The organism is Sphingomonas sp. Leaf20, from assembly GCF_001421535.1.
GTDB lineage: Bacteria > Pseudomonadota > Alphaproteobacteria > Sphingomonadales > Sphingomonadaceae > Sphingomonas.
Genome location: NZ_LMKN01000001.1, coordinates 1079076 through 1102945 on the forward strand (window position 1 = coordinate 1079076; position 23870 = coordinate 1102945).

Below are 23870 nucleotides of genomic sequence, written 5' to 3' on the forward strand. Positions count from 1 at the left end.
CTCGTCACCCGTTATAAAGGTACAAGATCTAGGAGAGACACGATGCGTATTCTGATGACGGCAACCGCCGCTGCCCTGCTGATCACCGGCGCGGCGACCGCACAGACGACCGCGCCCGGCCAGTCGGGTAGCATGGGCGGCCAGTCGGGCGCGATGGGCGGCCAGGCAATGCCCGGTCAGCCGATGCCAGGCCAGCCCATGCCGGGTCAGTCGATGCCGGGCGATTCGACGGTCCAGACTGACTCGATGGATCCGTCGACGACCGCGCCGGCCAACCCGAATGATCGCAAGAAGAAGGCGCGTCGCGGCGGAGCACAGTCGACGATGCCCGGTTCGAGCACGACCGGCCCGACGATGCCGAATGCGCCCTCGTCGCCCGCCGCAGGCGGCATGGCGCCGGCACCCGGAATGACGCCGACCCCGAACTGATCGGTTCGTCGTCAGGTAAATAAAAAACGGGCGGGGATTTCCCCGCCCGTTTTTTTGTGCCCGCCGTCGTCGGCAGGCCGTCAGCGACGGATCAGTCCGAGAACGGATCGCGGACGAGGATCGTGTCCGCGCGCTCCGGGCTGGTCGAGACCAGCGCGACCGGGCAGCGGATCAGCTCCTCGATCCGGCGGATATACTTGATCGCCTGCGCGGGCAGATCGGCCCAGCTGCGCGCACCCGCCGTCGTTTCCTGCCAGCCTTCCATCGTCTCGTACACCGGTTCGACCAGCGCCTGGTCGGCCGCATGCGCCGGGAAGTAATCGAGCGTCTCGCCACGCAGGCGATAGCCGGTGCAGATCGACACCGTCTCGAACCCGTCGAGCACGTCGATCTTGGTCAGCGCGATCCCGGTGATGCCGCCGACCGCCGCCGACTGCCGCACCAGCACCGCATCGAACCAGCCGCAGCGACGCTTGCGCCCGGTGACCGTCCCGAACTCATGCCCGCGCACGCCGAGCCGCTCGCCGGTCTCGTTCTCGAGCTCGGTCGGGAACGGGCCCGATCCGACGCGCGTCGTGTACGCCTTGGCGATCCCGAGCACGAAGCCGACCGCGCTCGGGCCCAGGCCCGAACCGCCCGCCGCAGCGCCCGCGATCGTGTTCGACGAGGTCACGAACGGATAGGTGCCGTGATCGACGTCGAGCAGCACGCCCTGCGCGCCCTCGAACAGGATCCGCTTGCCCGCCGACCGCGCGGCGTTGAGATCGCGCCACACGGGCTTGGCGAACGGCAGCACGAAACCGGCGATCTCGCGCAGCTCGGCGATCAGCGCCGCACGGTCGATCGGCGGCTCGCCGAAGCCTGCACGCAGCGCGTCGTGATGCGCGGTCAGACGGTCGAGCTGCGGCCCCAGATCGTCGAGATGCGCCAGATCGCACACGCGGATCGCGCGGCGACCGACCTTGTCCTCATAGGCCGGGCCGATGCCGCGCCGCGTCGTGCCGATCTTGCCCGCGCCGCTCGCATCCTCGCGCAGACCGTCGAGATCGCGGTGGAACGGCAGGATCAGCGCGCAGGTATCGGCGATGCGCAGCGTCTCCGGCGTCGCGACGACACCCTGCGCGCCGAGCCGGGCGATCTCGTCCTTGAGCGCCCAGGGATCGAGCACCACGCCGTTGCCGATGAACGACGGCGTGCCGCGGACGATGCCCGACGGCAGCAGCGACAGCTTGTACACGTTCTCGCCGACGACCAAGGTGTGGCCGGCGTTATGGCCGCCCTGGAACCGCACGACCATGTCGGCGCGCTCGGCGAGCCAGTCGACGATCTTGCCCTTGCCTTCGTCGCCCCATTGCGCGCCGATGACTGCTACGTTGGCCAAACTCTATCTCCTGAGGATTACCCGCAGCGCCTACAGCGCGCGGGGGCCGCCCGCTACCCATAGATGCGTGCAGACCTGTGCTTCGGGGGTGTCGCCCGCCTCGAGCGCGGCGACGGTGACCCAGCCCTGCGCGCGCATCGCCGCGCCTTCGCTGGCGGGCGTGCCGAACGGCAGGAACAGCCGGCGGCGATCGACGCTCGCGGTGCGCCCGACCAGCGCATCGGCATAGAGCGAGAAGCCGGTCGCGGCTTCCTCCGCGCCCGTCTCGTGGACGATCGTGTACGTCCCGCCCCGCCCGACTTCGCGCGTGCTGCCATCGGCGAACAGCGAGAAGCCGAGCCAGCTCTGATATTCGAACCCGTGCCGCTCGGTCGGATCGAGCGTCAGCGCGACGCGCCCGTCGATCGCCTCGGCGATTCGCGACAGGGCATCGAGCCGCGAGGCGAGCGCACCGCTCGTGTCGAACGCGCGCAACCGCTCCATCGCCAGCGCGAACGGCCCGGCGGCCTCGATCAGCGGAAGGTAGGCAGGCGCGAGCGCGGCGACCGAACCGGCATCCTTCGCATCGAGCCGGTCGCGCAGCGTCGCGACCTGCTCGGGCGTAACGGGCAGCGGGCCGGCGGCGAGCGTCGGCACCAGGTCGGGCAGCGTGAAGTCGATCGACGCGCCGGTGACGTCGGCGGCGGTGATCATGTCGACCGCGACCGCGACAAGTTCCTGCGCCGCGGCGACCGAATCGAGCCCGATCAGCTCGCAGCCGATCTGCCGCGTCTCGCGCGCGGGCGCGAGCTGCGACGCGCGCAGTTTGAGCACCGATCCGGCATAGCTCAGCCGCACCGGCCGCGGGTGATGCCCCATGCGGGTGGCGGCGATCCGCGCGACCTGCGCGGTGATGTCGGGGCGGATCGCGAGCGTGCGCTGCGACACCGGATCAACGAACCGCACCGCGTCATGCAGCCCGCCCGCCTTCAGCCGCATCTCGAGCCCATCGGCGAATTCGGCGAGCGGCGGATCGACACGCTCGTAGCCGTGGAGGCGTGCAGCCTCGAGCACATGGGCTTCCAGTGCCGCCGCCGAATCGGCGAAGGGCGGCAGGCGATCTCTAAATCCCTCGGGGAGCAAAGCAGTCATTGTATCAAGTCCACGCGTGTCACAAGTGCATCGCCGAGCACCTGCAAAACGCCTTCGAGATTTGTCATCACATCGGTATTGGCGAAACGGATCACCCGATATCCCTGCTCTTCCAGCCACGCCGTCCTGCGGGCGTCGCGTGCTTGATCGGTGTGCGTATCGCCGTCAAGCTCGACGACCAGCATGTGCGAACGCGCGACGAAGTCCGCGATAAACGGTCCAATCACGACTTGGCGGGCGAACTTCACGTTCTGGAAGCGTTTGGCGCGAACCTGATGCCAGAACCGCATTTCCGGTCCGGTCTGTTCTGACCGCATCGCCTTTGCCCGGCCCAGCATGATGTCGTCGGTTTTCGGCACTGCTCCCTCTCCCCTTTGGGGAGAGGGCCGGGGAGAGGGGCCGCCCCAAAAGCCATCTCGCGGTACTACCCCTCTCCCCTACCCTCTCCCCAGGGGGAGAGGGAGTCTTATCAGAAGTTCAGACCCATCGCGGTCTTCACCCCCGGCAGCGCGCGGACCTTCGTCAGCAGTTCCGGCGTCACCGCCTCGTCGACCGACAGCAACAGCACCGCCTCGCCGCCCGCCTGGCGGCGGCCGAGATGGAACGTGCCGATATTGACCCCCGCCTCGCCGAGCGCCGTCCCGAGACGCCCGATGAACCCCGGCGCATCCTCGTTGACGACATAGAGCATCGGCCCCGCCAGATCCGCCTCGATCTTGATCCCGAGCAGCTCGACCAGACGCGGCGCCGAATCGCCGAACAGCGTGCCCGCGACCGACCGCTCACCATCCTCGGTCTTGACCGACACGCGCAGCAGCGTGTGGTAATCCGCCTCGCGCTCGGTCCGCACCTCGCGCACCTCGAGCCCGCGCTCGCGCGCCAGCACGGGTGCGTTGACCATGTTGACGGTCGCCGTCTGCGTCTGGAGATACCCCGCCAGCACCGCGCTGACGATCGGCTTGGCGTTCAGATCCGCCGCCGCGCCCTCGGTATGCACCGAGATCCGCGACACCGCGCCGTGCGTCAGCTGGCCGACGAGCGAGCCGAGCTTCTCCGCCAGCGCCATGTACGGCTTGAGCTTGGGCGCTTCCTCGGCGGACAGCGACGGCATGTTGAGCGCGTTGGTGACGCCGCCCGACATCAGGAAATCGGCCATCTGCTCGGCGACCTGGATCGCGACATTGACCTGCGCCTCGGTCGTCGACGCGCCGAGATGCGGCGTGCTGATGAAGTTGGGCGTGTTGAACAAGGGCGAGGCCTTGGCGGGCTCCTCGACGAACACGTCGAGCGCAGCGCCGCCGACCTGCCCCGAATCGAGCGCGGCCTTGAGCGCGACCTCGTCGATCAGCCCGCCGCGCGCGCAGTTGATGATCCGCACGCCTTTCTTGGTCTTGGCGAGCGCGTCGGCCGAGAGGATGTTGCGCGTCTGGTCGGTCAACGGCGTGTGCAGCGTGATGAAGTCGGCACGTGCGAGCAGCTCGTCGAGCGTGACCTTCTCGACACCCATCTCGATCGCGCGCTCGGGCGTCAGGAACGGATCGAACGCGACGACCTTCATCTTGAGCCCGCGCGCGCGGTCGGCGACGATCGAGCCGATATTGCCCGCGCCGATCAGGCCGAGCGTCTTCGACGTCAGCTCGACGCCCATGAAGCGGTTCTTTTCCCACTTGCCCGCCTGCGTCGAGGCGTCGGCCTCGGGCAGCTGGCGCGCGAGCGCGAACATCAGCGCGATCGCGTGCTCGGCGGTGGTGATCGAATTGCCGAACGGCGTGTTCATCACGACGACGCCCTTGGCCGAGGCGGCGGGGATGTCGACGTTATCGACGCCGATGCCCGCGCGGCCGACGACCTTCAAATTGGTCGCGTGCTCGAGGATCTCCTTGGTGACCTTGGTCGAGCTGCGGATCGCGAGGCCGTCATAGTCGCCGATCATCGCCATCAGCTCTTGCGGAGTCTTGCCGGTGATCTCGTCGACCTCGACGCCGCGCTCGCGGAAGATCTGCGCGGCGCGGGGATCCATTTTGTCGGAAATGAGGACTTTTGGCATGGGATTGCTCCTGGGAATTCGGGGAATGGGAAATACCTTCCCCTCACCTCTCCCATTTCCGTCACCCCGGCGGACGCCGGGGCCCATGGTTTCGGTCCGCGTCATGAGCGGATGCTCCGTGTCCATGGGTCCCGGCGTTCGCCGGGATGACGGAGAGGGGGGTGAGAGAGCCGGCTAGGCTAGATCAACCCGCCCTGGCGGTCGCGTAGGCCCAGTCGAGCCAGGGGCCGAGCGCCATGATATCGGCGGTGTCGACGGTCGCGCCGCACCAGATCCGCAGGCCCGGCGGTGCATCACGATAGCCGGCGACGTCATACGCAGCGCCCGCCTTCTCGAGCGCGGCGGCCATCGCCTTGATCATCGCCTCGTCCGCACCCTCGACCGTCAGGCAGACGCTCGTCTTCGAGCGCGTCGCCGGATCGGCCGCGAGATGGCCGAGCCAGTCACGCTCCGCCACGATCGTGTCCAGCGCCGCCGCATTCGCGTCAGACCGCGCGATCAGCCCGTCCTCGCCGAGCGACTTCGCCCATTCGAGGCTGAAGATCGCGTCCTCGACGGCCAGCATCGACGGCGTGTTGATCGTCTCGCCCTTGAACACGCCCTCGGACAGCTTGCCCTTCGAAACGAGGCGGAACACCTTGGGCAGCGGCCAGGCGGGGGTGTAGCTCTCGAGCCGCTCGACCGCGCGCGGGCCGAGGATCAGCACGCCGTGCGCGCCCTCGCCGCCGAGGACCTTCTGCCACGAGAAGGTCGCGACATCGATCTTGGTCCAGTCGATGTCGTACGCGAACACGCCCGACGTCGCATCGGCGAACGACAGGCCCTCACGGTCGTCGGGGATCCAGTCCGCGTTGGGCACGCGCACGCCACTGGTGGTACCGTTCCAGGTGAACAGCACGTCGTTCGACCAGTCGACCGAGTCCAGATCGGGGATCTGGCCGTAATCGGCGCGGATCACATTGGGGTCAATCTTGAGCTGCTTGACCGCGTCGGTCACCCAGCCCTCGCCGAAGCTTTCCCAGGCGAGCGCGGTCACCGGACGCGCGCCCAGCATCGTCCACATCGCCATCTCGTACGCGCCGGTGTCGGAGCCGGGGACGATGCCGATGCGGTGCGTGCTCGGAAGCTTCAGCAGTTCGCGCATCAGGTCGATGCTGTACTGGAGGCGGGTCTTGCCGATCTTCGAGCGATGCGAGCGACCGAGCGAATCAGTGGCGAGCTTGTCCGCGGACCAGCCCGGAGGCTTCGCGCAGGGACCGCTGGAGAAAAAGGGGCGTGCCGGCTTGGTCGCAGGCAGCGCAGGCGCACCTGTGGCGGTGGCGTAGGTCGTATCAGTCATGTATCTCTCCTCACAGAGAGCACGCGCGGCGTTGGGACCGCGTGGCCCGTTGCCGGCCCTAACGACGTGGCGGTGCGAGTCAACCATGTCCGCGCATACGTGCCCCGTCCCCACGCTCCTCCGTTCGCCCCGAGCGACGTCGAAGCGCAGCGCCGCCCACGCGCACGCCTCGACTCGCCGCAACGCCGCCCCGCGCCGCGTGACAAGCCGGCGCGGCGCGGGGATGATGGCCCATGTACCGCGTCCTTTACCCTCTCCTGCTCACGATCATGCTCGCCGCCTGCGGGCGCGCCGATCGCCCCGCCGCGCCGCAACAGACCCGCCCCAACCTCTCGGTCCCGAGCAACCGCGAGACCGCGCAATGCCTCGCCGACCTGCGCCAGCTCCGCGTCTCGTTCCAGCTGCTGCCTGATCGCGAGACCGGCCCCGGTTGCGGCCTGGCGGGCACCGTCAAGCTCGTCGATATCGGCGTCCCCGTCGCCAATCTCACCGCGGTGCGCTGCGGCGCGGCGCGCGCGCTGATCGGCTGGACGCGCAACGCGGTCGCGCCCGCCGCCTATCAGATGCTCGGCAGCGAACTCGCGCGGATCGACAGCATGGGCAGCTATGCGTGCCGCAACGTCGTCGGCTCGGCGCGCAACCTGAGCCGCCGTTCGGGCCACGCGATCGCCAACGCGGTCGATATCGGCGGGTTCGTGCTGAAGGACGGGCGGCGGATCAGCGTCCTCAACGACTGGAGTTCGCCCGATCCGCAGGTTCGGCAGTTCCTCCAGACGATCCGCGCCTCGGCGTGCAAGCGGTTCGGCACCGTACTCAGCCCCGACTATAACGCCGCGCATCGCAATCACCTTCATCTGGAGGACGATCGCGCGAATTTCTGCCGCTAGTACACCGGTCTAGCCCTGCGCGCGGCTTTCGACTAAATCCGCCGAAATGACAGATACCCGCATTCCCTCACGCGTTTTCGCGAACGCCAGCCAGGACGCTGAAACCGCCCGCGACATCACGTCCACGCCGCAGACGCAGCATCCGCATTACCGCCTCGCCTTCCAGGACATGGACTTCCTGCTCCGCGAGGACCTCCGTCCGGTGCGGTTCCAGCTCGAGCTGCTCAAGACCGAACTGGTGCTCGAGGAAGCGAAGATCGCCTCGACCTTCGTCTTCTACGGCTCCGCCCGCATCCCCGAGCCTGCCAAGGCGCAGGCGCTGCTCGAACTCGCGACCGACGAAAAGTCGAAGAAGATCGCCGAGCGGCTGGTCGAGAAGTCGAAATATTACGACGTCGCGCGCGAGCTCGCCGCCAAGGTCAGCGTCCTGCCCCGCGACGAGCGTGGCTGGCGGCAGTTCGTCGTGTGCTCGGGCGGTGGTCCGTCGATCATGGAGGCGGCGAACCGCGGCGCGACCGATGTCGGCGCCGAATCGATCGGGCTCAACATCGTCCTGCCGCACGAGCAGGCGCCCAACCCCTATGTCACCCCGTCGCTGTCGGTGCAGTTCCACTATTTTGCGCTGCGCAAGATGCACTTCCTGCTCCACGCGCGCGCGCTCGCGGCGTTCCCGGGCGGATTCGGCACGTTCGACGAGCTGTTCGAGCTGCTGACGCTGATCCAGACGGGCAAGATCCAGCCGATCCCCGTGCTGCTGTTCGGTCGCCAGTTCTGGGAGCGCGTGGTGAATTTCGACGCATTGGTCGAGGAAGGCGTGGTCAGCGAGAAGGACCTGTCGATCTTCCGCTATGTCGAGACCGCCGACGAGGCGTGGGACGCCGTCCAGTCCTTCTACCGCGAACGTGCCGCAAACGAGGCAGCAGAAGCCTGACACTCTGCCCCCTCTCCCCTCGGGGGAGAGGGCCGGGGTGAGGGGCCGCCAAACAGCGCAGCGCCTCGGAAAAGCCCCTCACCCCAACCCTCTCCCCACAGGGGAGAGGGAGCAGAGAGGATTACTGTTCCGTCCGCGCACCCTTGCGCGCAGCTTCCGGATCGACCGAGGGCGCACCCGACGCCGCCGTCCCCGTATTCGCGATATCCGCGGTATCCGCACCGTTCTCGGCCGCAGCCTCCGCGGCATTCGCGGTGGCGGGCTGATCGGCCCCCTCGGCCGCGGGCGCCCCGGCGGCAGGCGCCGCGGGCAGTGGCAGGTTCGATCCCTGCTGGTTGAGATACAGGATCACGTTCGCGCGGTCCTGCGCGTTGCCGAGACCCGCAAAGGTCATCTTGGTGCCCGCTGCGAACTTGCGCGGGCTGGTCAGCCACGCGTTCATCTTGTCGAAGTCCCAGGTGCCGCCGACGCCCTTCAGCGCGTCGGTAAAGGCAAAGCCGCCCTTGCCCTGGCCGATCCCCTCGCCCATCGTCCCGTACAGGTTCGGGCCGATCCCGTTCGCGCCCCCCTGGTTGATCGTGTGGCATGCGGCGCACTTCTTGAAGACCTCGGCGCCCTTGGCGGCATCGGCGGTCGGCAGCAGCGACGCGATCGCCACGTCGGGGGCTCCACCACCCGCGCCCTCCTCGACGACGCCCTCGATCGCATAGCCCATCTTCTCGGGCCGCTCGCCGTGGAACAGCATGCCCCCTACGATCGACAGCCCGAGCGCCGCACCACAACCTGCGAGCACCCAACCGGCGATCGTATTGGTCCTGTCGTCCATAATGCGCATCCGCCCCTGTTAGGTTTGGCACTGCCATAGAAAAGCCTGGCCCTGATCGCAAGCAAACGCTGCCCCAGGGCTTTCGACGCGCTTGCCCGCACGCGCCGCGCTGGCTACGCGGCGCACCCATGGAAAACTTCGCCGTCCCCGCCCGTCCGATCGTCGCGCGGATGACCGCCGCCGCCGCCGCAGAGCCCGCGCGCGCGGTCGCGTTCCAGGGCGCGCCCGGCGCCAACAGCCATGTCGCCGCGGTCGAGGCGTTCCCCGACGGCCTGCCGCTGCCGTGTTTCGACTTTGCCGATGCGATCGACGCGGTGAAGGACGGCCGCGCCGACTGCGCGATCATCCCGATCGAGAATTCGCTCCACGGCCGCGTCGCCGACATCCATTTCCTGCTCCCCGAATCGGGGCTGGTGATCACCGGCGAGCATTTCCTGCCGATCCGCCACGCGTTGATGGGGATCGGCCCGCGCGACGGCATCCGCCAGGCGATGAGCCATCCGCAGGCGCTCGGCCAGTGCCGCCACTGGCTCAAGGCGCACGCGATCGAGCCGGTCAGCTATCCCGACACCGCGGGCGCTGCGGCGAAGGTCGCCGAGCTCGCCGATCCGGCAATCGCGGCGCTCGCGCCGCCCGCCGCCGCCGCGCTCTACGGGCTCGACCTGCTCGCGACCGACATCGCCGACGCCGATCACAACACGACGCGCTTCGTCACGCTCGCACGCGGTGGCAAGCCCCCGGCGGCGCAGGACGTCGGCGACGGCGACTGGATGACCACGCTGATCTTCGAGGTCCGCAACGTCCCCGCCGCGCTCTACAAGGCGATGGGCGGGTTCGCGACCAACGGCGTCAACATGACCAAGCTCGAAAGCTATCAGCGCAACGGCAGCTTCGCCGCGACCGAATTCTACGCCGATGTGGTCGGCAAGCCCGGCGACGCCAATCTCGACCACGCGCTCGAGGAGCTCGGCTTCCATTCGAAATGGCTCCGCGTCCTCGGCACCTACCGACAGGCCCGCGCGAGAGGTTAGGCTTTCATCCTCCCCCGCCAGGGGGAGGATTTTAGCAGCGCCGCTTACCCCTGCGCCCAGACGCTGAGCAACGTGTGCGCGATCGCATAGGGCGGCGGCGGCAGGAACGGCCCCTCCTCGCCGCGCAGCACCGCGCGCACCATCTCGCGCGGGACCCACATCGCATCCTCGAGCTCGTTCACGTCGAGCGTGATCGCATCGTCCTCGGCCTCCGCGACGCACGCGATCATCAGCGACGACGGGAACGGCCAGGGCTGGCTGGCAATATAGCGGACACGGCCGACGCGCACGCCCGCTTCCTCGGCGATCTCGCGCGCGACCGCCTCCTCGATCGATTCGCCGGGTTCGAGAAACCCCGCCAGCGCCGAATAGCGTCCCGGCGGCCAGCCCTTGCCGCGCCCGAGCAGCGCACGCCCGTCATGCTCGGCGATCATGATCACGACCGGATCGACGCGCGGGAAATGCTCGGCGCCGCACGCCGGGCATTTGCGCGCCCAGCCGCCGCGAAAGACCGCGGTCGCGCTGCCGCATTTCGCGCAGAAGCCATGCCGGACATGCCAGTCGATCACGCTGCGCGCCGCGGCATAGGTCGCGGCCTCGCCCGGCGCGAGGCTGCCCAGCACCGCCATCAGCGCGGGCGACCGCATCGCCGGTGCGGTATCGACGCGCATCCCGGCAAGCAGCGCGGTGAAATGGGGCCGCCCGCTCTCGTCGAGCCCGAGCAGGATCGGCTCGGCATCGTCGGGCAGATACGCGAGCGACGTCCATTCGAGCCGGCCATCGTCGGTCACCGCGGGCATCAACCCGTCGAGCACCAGCAGCCGCGCCCGCCAGTCGCCGCGCGCCGCCGCGAGCGCATCGGCATCGTGACGCAGCGCATCCGCGCGATCGAGGGTCCCGCCGGTGAAACCCGGTATCACGTCACGCGCCAGACTCATCGTTGCGTTCCTGCCCTCATTCCAGCCCCCATCGCAGACCTTGGTCCTGCCGCCCCGTCAGCGGCCGCGGCGCGTACCGCGACATCGCTGAACAATGCTGCGACGACCTCGTTGCGCAGCGGCCATCGCTCGCCGGGAAAATAATTGACCATCACGGTGCCGCGGACGTGCCGCACCGGATCGACCCAGCCGATCGTACCCGCCGCGCCGCCCCAGCCATAGGTGCCCTTCGACGCGCCGCCCGGCACGTCCGCAAGATAGACCGAGCCGCCCGCGCCGAAGCCCATCGCATTGCCCGCCGCGGTTGCGCCGTTGCCGGTGCCGATCCCCCCGAAGCGCACGCCCTTGGGCAACAGGTTCGACATGCCGAGCGCGACCGTCTCGGGCTTCATCACGCGGACGCCGTCGAGCGTGCCGCGGGCGTCGAGCATGTGCAGGAACCGGTCGTAATCGCGCGCCGACATCACCAGCCCCGCACCGCCATAGGGAAAGCTCGGCGCCTGGAGGAACACCGACGTCGCGGCGGGATCGAGCGGCGTGCGCGTGTCGCCGACGAACGCATAGTTGGTGGCGAGCCGCTTCACCTGCCCCTGCGGGACCCTGAAGAAGGTCGAGGTCATCTTCAGCGGCGTGAACATCCGGGTCTGGAGGAACCGCTCGAACGGCATCCCGCTCGCCACCTCGATCACCCGGCCCATCACGTCGAGCCCGATCGAATAGCTCCACCGGGTTCCCGGTTCGGCGACCAGCGGCAGCGTCGCCGCGCGGTTGGCGAACTCCTCGAGCGAGGTCGGCCGGACCTGCGCCATCTGCGTCTCCATCGCCGCATTGACCGACATCGGCAGGACCCCGCGCCGCTCATATTCCTTGAGCAGCGGCCCCTTCACGTTGATGCTGTAGCCAAGCCCGGCGGTATGCGTCAGCAGCATCCGGATCGTGATCGGCGTCGTTGCCGGCCGTGTCGCCAGCGACGTGTCGGGGTTCGTCGCGACGGTCATCGTTTTGAACGCAGGGATATATTTGCTCAACGGGTCGTCGAGCCCGAGCTTGCCGTCCTCGACGAGCATCATCGCGGCCATGCCCGTGATCGGCTTGGTCATCGAATAGACGCGCCACAGCGAATCGGCGTCGGCAACCGGCTGCCCCGTCCCGTCCGCGATCGCGCCGCTCGCGGGGAACAGCGTCGGCCGGTCGCCGATCCCGAACGCACCGACGATCCCGGGCATCTTGCCGTCGCGGACATAGCCGTCGAACAGCCGCTCGACCCTGGGCAGCACCGCGCGCGCCGATTCGCCGGCGCGTCCGGTCACGGCGACGTCGCTGCGGCTGGCGGTGCGCACGGCCTGCGTCTGGCCCGCCATCCGGGCCTGCCCCGCATACAGTGCGGTCGTTGCCAGCACGGCGAGTCCGCTCGCCGGGATCCAGTGCGAAAGCTTCATTGCCGCCCTCCCTATCGTGTCCGTACCGCCTTGGCGGCCTTCAAGAAAACGGTCGGCAACCCCGCTGTGTCCAGCGCGTCGATGCTCCACCATTCGCCGGGTTGATGCGCCTCGACCTGCGCCACCGCAAGCGCGAGTTCGAGGTCGAAATGCGTGAAGCCGTGCACGACACGCTGCTCGAGCATCTGCCAGTCCGCCTGCGCCGGCGCCTCCTCAAACCCCGGCGGCGCATCCGCCCAGGGCCCCGTCGGCAGCGCGCGCATCCCGCCGAGCAACCCCGTATCGGGCCGCCGCACGAGCAGCACCTGCCCCGCGCGCTCGAGCCAGAAGATCGTCCCATGACGCTGCGGCTTGGCCGCCTTCTTCGCCTTGACCGGCAGCCGCTCGGGCGCGCCCTGCGCATAGCCGTCGCAATCGGCGCGCAGCGGGCACAACAGGCATTTCGGGCTGCGCGTCGTGCAGATCGACGAGCCGAGGTCCATCATCGCCTGCGCGAAGTCGCCCGCGCGCGCATCGGGCGTGATCGTGTCCGCGGCCGCGCGGATCGCGGGCCGTGCCGCGGGCAGCGGCGTCTCGATCGCGAACAGCCGCGCGACGACGCGCTCGACATTGGCGTCGACAACCACCGCACGCTCGCCGAACGCGATCGCCGCCACCGCCGCCGCGGTATAGGCGCCGAGCCCGGGCAGCGTGCGCAATTCGGCCTCGGTCCGCGGAAACACGCCGCCATGCTCGGCGACCACCACCTTTGCCGCGGCGACCAGGTTGCGCGCGCGTGCATAATAGCCAAGCCCCGCCCACGCGGCCATCACGTCGGCGTCCTCCGCCGCGGCGAGGCTCGCGAAATCGGGCCAGCGCGCGGTCCAGGCGAGGAACCGCGGCGTGACCGCGGCGACCGTGGTCTGCTGGAGCATCACCTCGGACAGCCACACGCGGTATGGATCGACCGGGTCGCCCGGCCTCGCGCGCCACGGCAGCTCGCGGCGATGCCGGTCGTACCAGGAGAGCAGGGCGTCGGCGACGGAAGAGCGCTTGGCGTTCACGCGCCGCCTATGGCATGGGGATTGCGATGAGCAACCCGTCCGGCACCAGCATCGACGAAAACGGCCCGGCGGCGACCGGCGCGCGCGCCGCGCCCAAGCGCAAGGCCGCGCCGCGCAAGCCCAAGATCGACGCCGATGCCCCCCGCGCCAACCGCTCGCGCGCGGTCGCCGAGCTGCTGCCCGCGATCGGCGGCGCCGCATTCCGCCGCTTCGGCTTCGTCCAGTCCTCGGTCGTCAGCCGCTGGCCCGAGATCGTCGGCGAACGATTCGCCGGCGTCAGCACGCCCGAATCGATCCGCTTCCCGATGGGGCAGAAACAGGACGGCGTCCTCACGCTGACCGTCCGCGGTGCGCATGCACCGATGATGCAGCACGTCATCCCCGAGATCACCGAGCGCGTGAACCGCTTCTTCGGCTATGCCGCGGTCGCGCGCATCACGATCCGCCAGGGGGAGGTCGCCCGCCCCCGCGTCAAGGCCGCGCCGCCCGCGATCAGGACCGTGCCCGCCGACCTCGGCCAGAGCCTGAAGGGGATCGCCGATCCCGAGCTGCGCGCGGTCCTCGAATCACTAGCCGCCGGCGTCGCCTCGACGAACGGCCTTCCCAGGATCAGCTGAATGCGCCTTCTCTTTGCGTTTCTCGGTTTCGTTCTCCTCACCGCCGCCACGCCAGCGCAGAAGGCGCCCCCCGTCGCCAGGACCGCGAGCGGCACCTATGTGCTCGGCAGCCCGACCGCGCGCGTGAAGCTCGTCGAATATGCGAGCTACACCTGTTCGCACTGCGCCGATTTCTCGACGCAGTCGCAGGCGGTGCTCAAGGGCCGGATGATCGCCTCGGGTTCGACCAGCCTCGAATTCCGCCACATGATCCGCGACCGGCTCGATCTCGCCGCGGCGGTGCTCGCGCGCTGCACCGGCCCGCGCGGCTTCTTCCCGACCTCCGCCGCGATCTTTGCCGCGCAGCCCGTCTGGCTCAAGCGCGGGATCGAGTTCCAGGAGGTGAACGCCGCGCGCGTCGGCCTCTACCCGCGTCCCGCGCAGCTCAGGGCCTATGCCGATGGCGCGGGGCTGACCGATCTGGTCAAGGCGCGCGGGCTGTCGTCCGCCGCGATCGACGCGTGCTTCGCGGACGGTGCAGAGGTCGACCGGATCCTCGCAATCACCGCCGCCGCGCCCGCCGAAGTCGATTCGACGCCGTCCTTCTTCATCAATGGCAAGATCGTGCCGCATGGCGGCTGGGCCCAGCTCGAACCCGCGCTGCGCACCGCCGGCGCCCGTTAATTTCGTTGGAGTATCACCGCATGAAGCTCGTATCCGCCCTCGCCGTCCTGCCGCTCGCGCTCGCCGCATGTTCGGGTGGCGACACGTCGAACACCACGCAGGCCGCAGCCCCCGTCGCCGCGGCGACCGCCCCCGCCGGCCAGAACTGGGCCGAGACCGTCGTCAAGACGCCCGAAGGCTATCTGATGGGCAACCCCAATGCCCCGATCAAGCTCGTCGAATATGGCGCGCGCTCGTGCCCGACCTGCGGCGCGTTCGGCCGCGAGGCGTACAAGCCGCTGACCGAGACCTATGTCTCGACCGGCAAGGTCAGCTTCGAATTCCGCGACTTCCTCGTCCACGGCGCGCCCGACGTCGCGCTGACATTGCTCGGCCAGTGCGGCGGCACCGCGCCGTTCTTCCCGATCCTCGAGCAGATGTACCAGAACCAGAACGCGTTCCTCGACAAGCTCCAGACGATGCCCGCCGCGCTGCAGCAGAGCCTCGCCAACCTGCCCCCGACCGCGGTCGCCACCAAGCTCGCCGAGCACATGGGCGCGATCGACTTCGTCAAGCAGCGCGGCATCCCCGAGGCCAAGGCGCGCGCCTGCCTCGCCGACCAGAAGCAGCTCGAGGTCATGGCCAAGCCGACCGAGGATGCGATGCAGTCGGGCACGGTCACCGGCACGCCGACCTTCCTGCTCAACGGCAAGAAGCTCGAGAACGTGCTGTCGTGGAGCGAGATGGAAAAGGCGCTGAAGGCCGCCGGCGCCTGACCCGGATACTGCGCTGACGCTCCTCCCCCGCCAGGGGGAGGTGGCAGGTGCAGCCTGACGGAGGGGGCGGACGCGGAACAAGGGTTTTCCTTCCCTCCCCTTCGTCATTCTCGCCCCCCCGGCGGGGAACGATCGCCAGGACGCGAAACCCCGACCGCAGATATCCCCTCGGCACGACCCGCCGGCTGAGCTACCGTCGCCACCCCAGGGGAGAGCGCGCGCCGTGCAGATCAAACGCCTCCGCATCACCGGGTTCAAGAGCTTCGTCGAACCCGCCGACCTCCGGATCGAACCCGGGCTGACCGGCGTCGTCGGGCCGAACGGCTGCGGCAAGTCGAACCTGCTTGAGGCGCTCCGCTGGACGATGGGCGAGGCCAGCGCCAAGTCGCTGCGCGGGTCGGGGATGGAGGACGTCATCTTCGCGGGCACCGCGACGCGCCCGCCGCGCGATTTCGCCGAGGTCTCGATCCTCGCGGAGATCGCCGGGCCGACCGGGGTCGACGAATGCGAGGTGGTCCGCCGGATCGAACGCGGCGCGGGCTCCGCCTACCGGATCGACGGCCGCGACGTCCGCGCAAAGGATGTCGGCCTGCTCTTCGCCGATGCCGCGACAGGCGCGCACAGCCCCGCGCTGGTCAGCCAGGGCCGGATCGGCGCGGTGATCGCCGCCAAACCCGCCGATCGCCGTGCGATGCTCGAGGATGCGGCGGGGATCGCAGGGCTGCACGTGCGCCGCAAGGACGCCGAGGCCAGGCTGCGCGCGACCGAGGCCAATCTCGCCAGGCTCGACGAAGTGATCGCCGACCAGGACGCGCGCGTCGCCGCGCTCAGGCGCCAGGCGCGCGCCGCCGACCGCTATCGACAGCTTTCCACGCAGATCCGCGTCGCCGAAGCCAGGCTGGTCTTCGCGCGCTGGCAGGAGGCCGCGACCGCCGCGGATGCCGCGCGTCTCGCCGCGGCGGTCGCCGATGCACGCGTGTCCGACGCCGCCGCGATCGAGCGGACCACCGCCGCGAACCGGCTCGACGCGGCCGCGGCGGTCGCCACCGCGCGCAGCGCAGCACTCGCCGCGCGCGACACCGCCACCGAGACGGGGCACGCGCTCGCGAGCCTGCGCACCGAACGCGCCGCGATCGACCGGCAGCTGACCGGGCTTGCCGACGCACGCCGCCGGATCGCGGAGGACCGCGCGCGCGAGGGCAGTCTCGCGCGCGATGCCGCCGATGCGCTCGCGCGGCTCGCGGACGAGACGACCGCGCTCGATGCCGCGATCACGCAGGCAACCGCTGCGGTGCCCGCGCTCGACGCCGCGCAGGTCGAGGCCGAACGGCGCGCGCGCGATGCCGAGGTCGCGCTCGCGCAGGCGATGACGCGTCATGCGGGCGACGTCGCCGAGACGCGCGTCGCCGCCGCCGCGCTCGCCGCCGCCGGCGCGCGCGCCGATCGTGCGGCACGCGACGCGGCGCAACTCGGCGCAGCGCGCGCCGCGCTCGGCGATGCCGCCCCGATCGAGGCCGAGCGCGACGCCGCCGCCGCTGCGCGTCTGGCGGCAATCGAGGAGGCCGCCGCGGCGCGTCACGCGCTCGGGCAGGCGGAAACCGACGAGCGCGACGCGATCGCCGCGCGCGATGCCGCCGAGTCCGCGCGCGCGACCGCCCGCGCGGACCTCACCGCGATCGACAGCGAGGCGGCCGCGCTCACCCGTGCGACGCAGCGCAGCGGTCGCGACCGCCTGCTCGACCACGTCACCGCCACCCCCGGCCACGAACGCGCGCTCGCCGCTGCGCTCGGCGACGATCTCGACACGCCGCACGCCGCGTGGACGGGCGCCACGCCGCGCGCCGACGACCCGACCGCGCCCCCGGGTGCGACCCCGCTCGCCGCGCAGGTCGACGCGCCCGCAGTACTCGCGCGACGGCTCGCGCAGGTCTTCGTCACCGAGGTCGACGAGGGCAGCCCGCTCGCGGTCGGCCAGCGGCTCGTCACGCGCGACGGCACGCTGCGGCGCTGGGACGGGTTCGTCGCGACGGGCAGCGGCGCCGCCGCGGCGGAGCGGCTCGAACGGCTCAACCGGCTGCACGCCCTGCAGGCCGCGCGCCCCGCGGCGGCCGACGCGGTCGCGACGCGCGACGCCGAACGCAGCGCGATCGACCAGGACATCGCCGCCGCCCGCCGCGCGGCGCAGGACGCGCGGACGCGTCTGGCCGCGGCGGAGACGCGCGTCCGCGATGCGCAACGCACCGAGGACCGCGCCGCCGCCTTGCTCGAACGGCTCGTCGGCCAGCGCGCCGATCTTGACCTGCGCGCGCACCGCATCGATACCGAACAGGACGCCGCGCGCGCCGAACAGCGCGCGGCCGACGCCGCGGTCGCCGCGCTGCCCGATGCCCGCGCCAGCGCCGACGCGGTCGCCGGGCTCCACCGCACCGCCGAGGCGTGCCGCACCGCGGTCGCGCAGGCGCGCGGCGCACGCGGCGCGCTCGACCGCAGCCGCGCGACCGACCGCGAACGCCTCGCCGCGGCGCACGCCGACATCCGCAGCTGGCGCGCGCGCGCCGGCGAGGCGGCCAAGCGGATCGGCGCGATGGACCTGCGCGAGGTCGACCTCGCGCGCGATGCCGACCGGATCGCGGATCGCCCCGCCGCGCTCGATCGCCAGCTCGCCGCGCTCGATGCGGACACTGCCGCCGCGCGCGCGACCGCCGATACGCTTCATGCCGCCGAGCAGGCCGCAGACGCCGCGCTGCGCGCCGCCGAGGACGGCCAGCGTCTCGCCGCCGAGACGCTCGCCACCGCGCGCGAGAACCGCGCCGCCGCGGCCACGCGCGCGGACAATCACGAGCAGCGCCGGATCGAGGCGGGACGCGTCTCGGGTCAACGGTTCGAATGCCCCGCCCCGCTGCTCCCCGAGCGTCTCGGCTTCGCCGCCGCCGATGTCCGATCGCCCGAGGACGAGACGCGCGGGTTCGAGCGGCTCACGACCGATCGCGAGCGGATCGGCGCGGTCAACCTCATGGCCGATCGCGAACTGGCAGAGCTCGAATCCGCATCGGGCGGCAACGCCGCCGAACGCGCCGAGCTGGGCGAGGCGGTCCAGCGGTTGCGCGGGTCGATCGGCACGCTCAACCGTGAAGGTCGCCAGCGGCTGCTGACCGCCTTCGCCGCGGTCAACGATCATTTCCAGCGGCTGTTCGGGACGTTGTTCGACGGCGGCGCGGCGCATCTCGACCTCGTCGATTCGGACGATCCGCTCGAGGCGGGGCTCGAGATCCTCGCGCAGCCGCCGGGCAAGCGGCTGCAATCGCTGACATTGCTGTCGGGGGGCGAACAGGCGCTCACCGCGGTCGCGCTGATCTTCGCGCTGTTCCTCACCAACCCCGCACCGATCTGCGTGCTCGACGAGGTCGACGCACCGCTCGACGATGCCAATATCGACCGGTTCTGCGCGCTGCTCGACCGGATGGCGCGCGACACCGCGACGCGGTATCTCGTCGTCACGCACAACGCCGTCACGATGAGCCGCATGCACCGGCTGTTCGGCGTCACGATGATCGAGCCCGGCGTCAGCCGTCTCGTCTCGGTCGACCTCCAGGCCGCGACCGATCTCGTCGCGGTGGCGTGATCGCGACGGCCTGATCGCGGCCGCACCCGGATTCTTCCCAAACCCCGCCGACCTGCGATATGCTCGCGCGATGTTCCTCGACGACTCGACGATCTGGCCGCGCAAGGACGACCTGCCGCCGCGCAAGCCGGTCTTTCGCCATGAACGCGCGCTCAGCCGCCTGCTGCTCGGCTATGCGCTCGCGCTGCTGCTCCTGCCGATCAGCCTTGGCAGTTTCGTCGATGCGATCCGCTATGTGATCGGGTTATTCGACTAATCACAATAGGTTGATCCCGATCAATCGACAGCGTGCCTTCCGGAACGTAATGCGAACGGATGGCGCAGCTCGACACCCGCGAGAAACTCGAGATCCTCGCCGATGCGGCGAAATACGATGCGTCCTGCGCCTCGTCGGGCACCGCCAAGCGCAATTCGAAGGACGGCAAGGGGCTCGGCTCGACCGAGGGCATGGGGATCTGCCACGCCTACGCGCCCGACGGCCGCTGTATATCGCTGCTCAAGATCCTGCTGACCAACAGCTGCATCTTCGACTGCCATTACTGCATTAACCGCAAGAGCTCGAACGTCCGCCGCGCGCGCTTCACCGCCAAGGAAGTCGTCGACCTGACGATCGCCTTCTACAAGCGCAATTATATCGAGGGGCTGTTCCTCTCCTCGGGGATCATCGCCTCGTCCAACTACACGATGGAGCAGATGGTCGAGGTCGCGCGCTCCTTGCGCGAGGATCATCATTTCCGCGGCTATATCCACCTCAAGACGATCCCCGACGCCGACCCCGAGCTCGTCCACCAGGCGGGGCTCTACGCCGATCGCCTGTCGATCAACGTCGAGCTGCCGACCGCCGGCGGCCTCAAGCGGCTCGCTCCCGAAAAGGACGGCGTGCGGATCGAGACCGCGATGCGCGAGGTCAAGGCCTCGATCGTCGACGGCAAGGACGCCAAGGCCAAGTACAAGTCCGCGCCACGCTATGCCCCCGCGGGCCAGTCGACGCAGATGATTGTCGGCGCGGACGCCGCGACCGATGGCGACATCGTCCGCAAGGCCTCGACGCTCTACGACCGGTTCGGTCTGCGCCGCGTCTATTATTCGGCATTCAGCCCGATCCCCGACGCGAGCGCGGTGCTCCCGCTGCAACGCCCGCCGCTGATGCGCGAGCATAGGCTCTACCAGTCCGACTGGCTGATGCGCTTCTACGAGTTCCAGCCGCACGAGGTGGTCGCCGCCGCCGACGATGCGACGGGCATGCTCCCGCTCGACATCGACCCCAAGCTCGCCTGGGCGCTCAAGTTTCGCGGCGCGTTCCCCGTCGACGTCAACCGCGCGCCGCGCGAGATGCTGCTCCGCGTCCCCGGGCTCGGCGTGAAGGCGGTCAACGGCATCCTCACCAGCCGCCGCTGGCGCCGGCTCCATCTCGCCGACGTCGCGCGGCTGACGGTGTCGGTCGCCAAGCTGCGCCCGTTCATCATCGCCGAGGATTGGCGCCCGGTCGCGCTGTCGGACCGCGCCGAGCTTCGCCCGATCGTCGCGCCGAAGCCGCGCCAGATGGAAATGTTCGGCTGACGCCGCCGTCGACCGCGCTCGCGAAAAGGATCCCGATTGCCCCATTTCCTCGTCGCCGAAAGCGAGACCGCGGATCAACGCGACGCGCGTCGCCGTCACGCGGGCAAGAGCTCGGGCGAAACCTACGCCGCGACGCTCGAACAGCTGCGTCCCGATGCGCGGATCACGATCGTCGCGCCCGCCGACGATGATGCCGACCAGCTCGACGCCGCAGCGTTGCGCGCGTTCGATGCGGTGTTCGTCACCGGATCGCCGCTCCATGTCTATGACGACAGCCCCCCGGTCCGCCGCCAGCTCGCGTTCATGCGCGCGGTGTTCGCTTCGGGCACGCCGTCGTTCGGATCCTGCGCGGGGCTGCAGCTCGCGGTCGCCGCGGCGGGTGGCAGCGTGCGCAAGATGCCCGAGCGGATCGAGGCGGGCGTTGCGCGCCGGATCACCGCCACCGCCGATGGCCGCGCGCATCCGCTGCTCGCGGGTCGGGCGCCGAGCTGGGATGCGCCCGCGATCCACGGCGACGAGGTCGAGCAGCTTCCCGACGACGCGACCTTGCTCGCGAGCAATGCGGTGACCCGCATCCAGGCGGCGGAGATCCGCCATGACGGCGGCGTCTTCTGGGGTGTCCAATATCACCCCGAGCTCGCCCCGCGCGAGATCGCGATCGCGTTGCGGCGGCAGGCCGACGATCTCATCGAAGCGGGACTGGCCGAAACGCAGGACGATGTCGAACGCCGTGCCGCAGAACTCGACGCGCTGCATGACTCGTCCGACCGCCGGTCGCTGCTATGGGCGCTCGGGGTCGACCGCGAGTTCGCGCACGAGGCCAGCCGCCGTCTCGAACTGACCAATTTTCTCGATCATTTCACGCCGAGCCGCGCGCGTGACGCGGGAGCGGATTAACGCGGCGCGAGCCGCCGGAACGTGTCGACCACCACCGCGTCGTTCACCGGCTTGTTGAGGATGACCATCGGCGGCGCAAACGGAATGCAGTCCTCGGGCGTCCCCGTCACGAAGATCACGGGCAGGTCGCCATACTGCGACAGGATGCGCTGGACGGCGGCAGGACCGGTGCCCTCGAGCAGCTTGACGTCGGACACGATGATGTCCGGACGGCGGTGCCGCGCCTGCTCGATTGCCGCATCCTGCGTATCCGCCTGCGCGATCGAGGTCGCACCAGCCTGCTCGATCAGGCAGATGATATGATCGGCGATCAGCCAGTCATCTTCGATTACGAGCGCATGGCACATTGGTGTTTCCCGGCATTACAGAGGCTTCCAACGAAGCGCCGCTCGCAACGGGCCCGATAAAAGCGGACCGGTCCTGTAAATAAGTTCATTCGGGCGTCACGCCCCTCGGCTCAGCGCGCCGCGCCCTCCGCGTCGGGGGCGATCGAGGCGAACCAGTCGGCATAGGGCGTCGTGCGCGCGAGATGCCGGTTCAGGTCGGGCGCGCCGTCGTGCCACCAGACGGGCCCCCGCTCGCCAAGCTGGCGCTTGGCCGCATCGACCGCGGCATGCGCGGCGCGCTCGCCCTCCGCATCGCCGGCCTTGCGCGTGCGCGCCACGTCGCGGCGCGCGTCCATCAGCGCCGCGACGAACCCGCTGCGCGCCGCCTCGGACAGATCCGGGTTCGCCGTGCGCCACAGCCGGCCACGAACGACGATATAGCGTCCGTCGGGTGTCGAGAGCGGCGCGGGCTTCGCCATTCAGAGCGGCGCGTCGATCGTGAAGACGACGCCCGCAGGCGCATAGTCGATCTTCGCCGCGCCGCGCAGGTGCTGCGCCAGCACGCGTTCGATCATCCGCGATCCGAACCCGGTCCGCGTCGGCGGCGTCACGACGGGGCCGTTCTCCTCCTCCCACCGGAAGGCCAGCCGCCGGCCCTGGTCGCCGACGACGATCCGCCATGCGATCGTCACATGCCCGCTCGCGACCGACAGTGCGCCATATTTGCTCGCATTGGTCGCGAGCTCGTGAAGCGCCATCGACAGCGCGAGCGTCACGCGCGGCTCGAGCGACACCACCGGCCCCGCGATCGTGAACAGCCGCCCCCGGCCATCGTCGAACGGCGCCATCACCCCCGCGACGATGTCGCCCATCGTCGCGCCCGCCACCTCGTCGCGCAGCAACAGGTCGTGCGCGACCGCAAGCGACCCGATCCGTGCGCCGATCGTGTCGCGTGCCTCGTCCATCGATCCGGCATCGCGCAGCGTCTGGTTGACGATCGCGCTGACCGTCGCGAGCGTGTTCTTGACGCGGTGTGTCAGCTCCCCCGCGAGCAGCGCGCGGTGTTCCTCGACGCGCTTGCGCTCGGTGATGTCGGTCGAGAAGCCCGTCATCGACAACGGCGTCCCGTCCGCCCGCTGCAGCAGCTCGCCGCGGATCGCGACCCAGCGCACCTCGCCGCCGGGGGTCACGATCCGGTATTCGATGTCATAGTCGCTGCCGTCGCGCAGCGTCGCCGCGATCGCATCCAGCACGCGCGCCAGATCCTCGGGATGGATCGCCGCCTGGAATTCGTCATAGCCGAACACCGCATCGGCATCGCGACCGAACACCGCCTTGCATCCCGCCGACGCGTTGAGCAGTTGCGCGCGCGGCTCGAACGTCCATGCGCCCAGCCGCCCCGCACGGAGCGCGAACGCGAGTTGCGCCGCGCTGTCCGCCAGCCGCGCCTGTGCGTCCGCGGCATCCGCCTCGAGCGCCTTGTGCTCGGCGATCAGCTGGACGAGCCGGTCGCGTTCGAGCGTCACGTCGTGCTGCGACGCGATGAAATACCGCGCCGTGCCCGCGGCATCGAACACCGGCGCGACGAGCAGCCGGTTCCAGAACGCGCTGCCGTCCTTGCGATGGTTGAGCAGGTCGATCTCGATCCGCGTCTCGCACGCCACCGCGTCGCGCAACGCGCCGACATCGCGCGGATCGGTGAGCGGGCCCTGCAGGAACCGGCAATTGCGCCCGACCACCTCGTCGCGGCGATAGCCGGTCAGCCGCTCGAACGCCGCGTTGACGTAGATGATCGGATTGTCGTCGAGCGCAGGGTCGCTGATCGCCATCGCCAGGTTCGAATCCTCGAACCCCGCGACGAACGGATCGGTCCGGTCGAGCGACTGCTCGAACGCGGCAACGGCGCACGCATGCACCATCGCGCCATCGGCCTGCCGCAGCGGCGAACGGTTCTCACTCTGTTCCAAATCGATCCGATTGCTACCGATAGTGTCCGCGCGTCGCAAGT

The 23870-nt window shown here is 69.9% G+C and carries 23 protein-coding genes; 11 read left to right on the plus strand and 12 right to left on the minus strand.

Annotated features, from left to right (window positions below; genetic code table 11):
- The first annotated feature begins 42 nt into the window (after nucleotides 1-42).
- Complete coding sequence (locus tag ASE72_RS04865; RefSeq protein WP_156350127.1) at nucleotides 43-429, plus strand: hypothetical protein; 387 nt, start codon at nucleotides 43-45, stop codon at nucleotides 427-429.
- Between the two features lie 91 nt (nucleotides 430-520).
- Here the strand turns inward: ASE72_RS04865 and ASE72_RS04870 are convergent, their stop codons facing one another.
- The 5 genes from ASE72_RS04870 to ASE72_RS04890 form a co-directional block, all read right to left on the minus strand.
- Entirely contained in the window at nucleotides 521-1810 is a 1290-nt protein-coding gene (locus ASE72_RS04870) for an adenylosuccinate synthase (RefSeq protein ID WP_056017358.1), read from the minus strand.
- 30 nt (nucleotides 1811-1840) lie between these two features.
- Nucleotides 1841-2941 carry an ATP phosphoribosyltransferase regulatory subunit gene (locus ASE72_RS04875; RefSeq protein ID WP_056017361.1) on the minus strand — a complete coding sequence of 367 codons (1101 nt, stop codon included), beginning with the start codon at nucleotides 2939-2941 and terminating at the stop codon, nucleotides 1841-1843.
- Entirely contained in the window at nucleotides 2938-3300 is a 363-nt protein-coding gene (locus ASE72_RS04880; RefSeq protein WP_443024718.1) for an endonuclease domain-containing protein, read from the minus strand. The genes ASE72_RS04875 and ASE72_RS04880 overlap by 4 nt, the downstream gene beginning before the upstream one ends.
- Nucleotides 3301-3410: 110 nt before the next feature.
- Nucleotides 3411-4988, minus strand: coding sequence for a phosphoglycerate dehydrogenase (gene serA / locus ASE72_RS04885; protein ID WP_056017366.1), 1578 nt, complete (start codon nucleotides 4986-4988; stop codon nucleotides 3411-3413).
- A 184-nt stretch (nucleotides 4989-5172) separates the two neighbouring features.
- The gene (locus ASE72_RS04890) at nucleotides 5173-6327 is read right to left on the minus strand and encodes a phosphoserine transaminase (RefSeq protein ID WP_056017369.1); all 1155 of its coding nucleotides are present in this window, start codon (nucleotides 6325-6327) and stop codon (nucleotides 5173-5175) included.
- A 233-nt stretch (nucleotides 6328-6560) separates the two neighbouring features.
- On the opposite strand from ASE72_RS04890, the gene ASE72_RS04895 reads away from it, so the two are divergent.
- Nucleotides 6561-7214: an extensin family protein gene (locus ASE72_RS04895; RefSeq protein ID WP_056017371.1), complete on the plus strand. Its 654-nt coding sequence runs from the start codon at nucleotides 6561-6563 to the stop codon at nucleotides 7212-7214.
- 46 nt (nucleotides 7215-7260) lie between these two features.
- Nucleotides 7261-8145: a TIGR00730 family Rossman fold protein gene (locus ASE72_RS04900; RefSeq protein ID WP_056017374.1), complete on the plus strand. Its 885-nt coding sequence runs from the start codon at nucleotides 7261-7263 to the stop codon at nucleotides 8143-8145.
- A 121-nt stretch (nucleotides 8146-8266) separates the two neighbouring features.
- On the opposite strand, the gene ASE72_RS04905 is transcribed toward ASE72_RS04900, so the two are convergent.
- Nucleotides 8267-8971, minus strand: coding sequence for a c-type cytochrome (locus tag ASE72_RS04905; RefSeq protein WP_056017376.1), 705 nt, complete (start codon nucleotides 8969-8971; stop codon nucleotides 8267-8269).
- 128 nt (nucleotides 8972-9099) lie between these two features.
- On the opposite strand from ASE72_RS04905, the gene ASE72_RS04910 reads away from it, so the two are divergent.
- Nucleotides 9100-10002, plus strand: a complete 903-nt coding sequence (locus ASE72_RS04910; RefSeq protein ID WP_056017377.1) for a prephenate dehydratase — start codon at nucleotides 9100-9102, stop codon at nucleotides 10000-10002.
- A 44-nt stretch (nucleotides 10003-10046) separates the two neighbouring features.
- On the opposite strand, the gene nudC is transcribed toward ASE72_RS04910, so the two are convergent.
- Genes nudC through ASE72_RS04925 form a run of 3 tightly spaced genes read right to left on the minus strand, consistent with a single transcriptional unit; the run spans nucleotide 10047 to nucleotide 13422 of the window.
- Nucleotides 10047-10940: an NAD(+) diphosphatase gene (nudC, locus tag ASE72_RS04915; RefSeq protein WP_056017379.1), complete on the minus strand. Its 894-nt coding sequence runs from the start codon at nucleotides 10938-10940 to the stop codon at nucleotides 10047-10049.
- Nucleotides 10937-12379: a serine hydrolase domain-containing protein gene (locus ASE72_RS04920; RefSeq protein WP_082445787.1), complete on the minus strand. Its 1443-nt coding sequence runs from the start codon at nucleotides 12377-12379 to the stop codon at nucleotides 10937-10939. Before ASE72_RS04920 ends, nudC begins: the two co-directional genes overlap by 4 nt.
- A gap of 11 nt (nucleotides 12380-12390) precedes the next feature.
- Nucleotides 12391-13422 carry an A/G-specific adenine glycosylase gene (locus ASE72_RS04925; protein ID WP_056017382.1) on the minus strand — a complete coding sequence of 344 codons (1032 nt, stop codon included), beginning with the start codon at nucleotides 13420-13422 and terminating at the stop codon, nucleotides 12391-12393.
- 26 nt (nucleotides 13423-13448) lie between these two features.
- On the opposite strand from ASE72_RS04925, the gene ASE72_RS04930 reads away from it, so the two are divergent.
- From ASE72_RS04930 to ASE72_RS04960, 7 genes are all read left to right on the plus strand, one after another.
- Nucleotides 13449-14039, plus strand: a complete 591-nt coding sequence (locus ASE72_RS04930; protein ID WP_056018983.1) for a DUF721 domain-containing protein — start codon at nucleotides 13449-13451, stop codon at nucleotides 14037-14039.
- On the plus strand, nucleotides 14040-14702 hold the full coding sequence (locus ASE72_RS04935; protein ID WP_056017386.1) for a DsbA family protein: 663 nt from the start codon (nucleotides 14040-14042) through the stop codon (nucleotides 14700-14702).
- Between the two features lie 20 nt (nucleotides 14703-14722).
- Nucleotides 14723-15457 carry a thioredoxin domain-containing protein gene (locus ASE72_RS04940; RefSeq protein ID WP_056017388.1) on the plus strand — a complete coding sequence of 245 codons (735 nt, stop codon included), beginning with the start codon at nucleotides 14723-14725 and terminating at the stop codon, nucleotides 15455-15457.
- A 223-nt stretch (nucleotides 15458-15680) separates the two neighbouring features.
- Nucleotides 15681-19079 (plus strand): chromosome segregation SMC family protein, encoded by a 3399-nt coding sequence (locus ASE72_RS04945; protein ID WP_056017391.1) that lies wholly within the window; start codon nucleotides 15681-15683, stop codon nucleotides 19077-19079.
- Between the two features lie 70 nt (nucleotides 19080-19149).
- A complete protein-coding gene (locus ASE72_RS04950) occupies nucleotides 19150-19335 on the plus strand; it encodes a hypothetical protein (RefSeq protein WP_056017394.1) in 186 nt (61 codons plus the stop codon).
- Nucleotides 19336-19394: 59 nt separating this feature from the next.
- Nucleotides 19395-20639, plus strand: coding sequence for a putative DNA modification/repair radical SAM protein (locus tag ASE72_RS04955; RefSeq protein WP_056017397.1), 1245 nt, complete (start codon nucleotides 19395-19397; stop codon nucleotides 20637-20639).
- A 36-nt stretch (nucleotides 20640-20675) separates the two neighbouring features.
- Nucleotides 20676-21536, plus strand: a complete 861-nt coding sequence (locus tag ASE72_RS04960) for a type 1 glutamine amidotransferase (protein ID WP_056017400.1) — start codon at nucleotides 20676-20678, stop codon at nucleotides 21534-21536.
- Here ASE72_RS04960 and ASE72_RS04965 read toward each other — a convergent pair.
- The 3 genes from ASE72_RS04965 to ASE72_RS04975 all read right to left on the minus strand — a co-directional run bounded on the left by ASE72_RS04965 (nucleotide 21533) and on the right by ASE72_RS04975 (nucleotide 23829).
- Nucleotides 21533-21883: a response regulator gene (locus tag ASE72_RS04965; RefSeq protein WP_056017403.1), complete on the minus strand. Its 351-nt coding sequence runs from the start codon at nucleotides 21881-21883 to the stop codon at nucleotides 21533-21535. The genes ASE72_RS04960 and ASE72_RS04965 overlap by 4 nt on opposite strands.
- A 110-nt stretch (nucleotides 21884-21993) precedes the next feature.
- Complete coding sequence (locus tag ASE72_RS04970; RefSeq protein ID WP_056017407.1) at nucleotides 21994-22341, minus strand: hypothetical protein; 348 nt, start codon at nucleotides 22339-22341, stop codon at nucleotides 21994-21996.
- Nucleotides 22342-23829 (minus strand): PAS domain S-box protein, encoded by a 1488-nt coding sequence (locus tag ASE72_RS04975; protein ID WP_235532236.1) that lies wholly within the window; start codon nucleotides 23827-23829, stop codon nucleotides 22342-22344.
- Nucleotides 23830-23870: the final 41 nt, after the last annotated feature.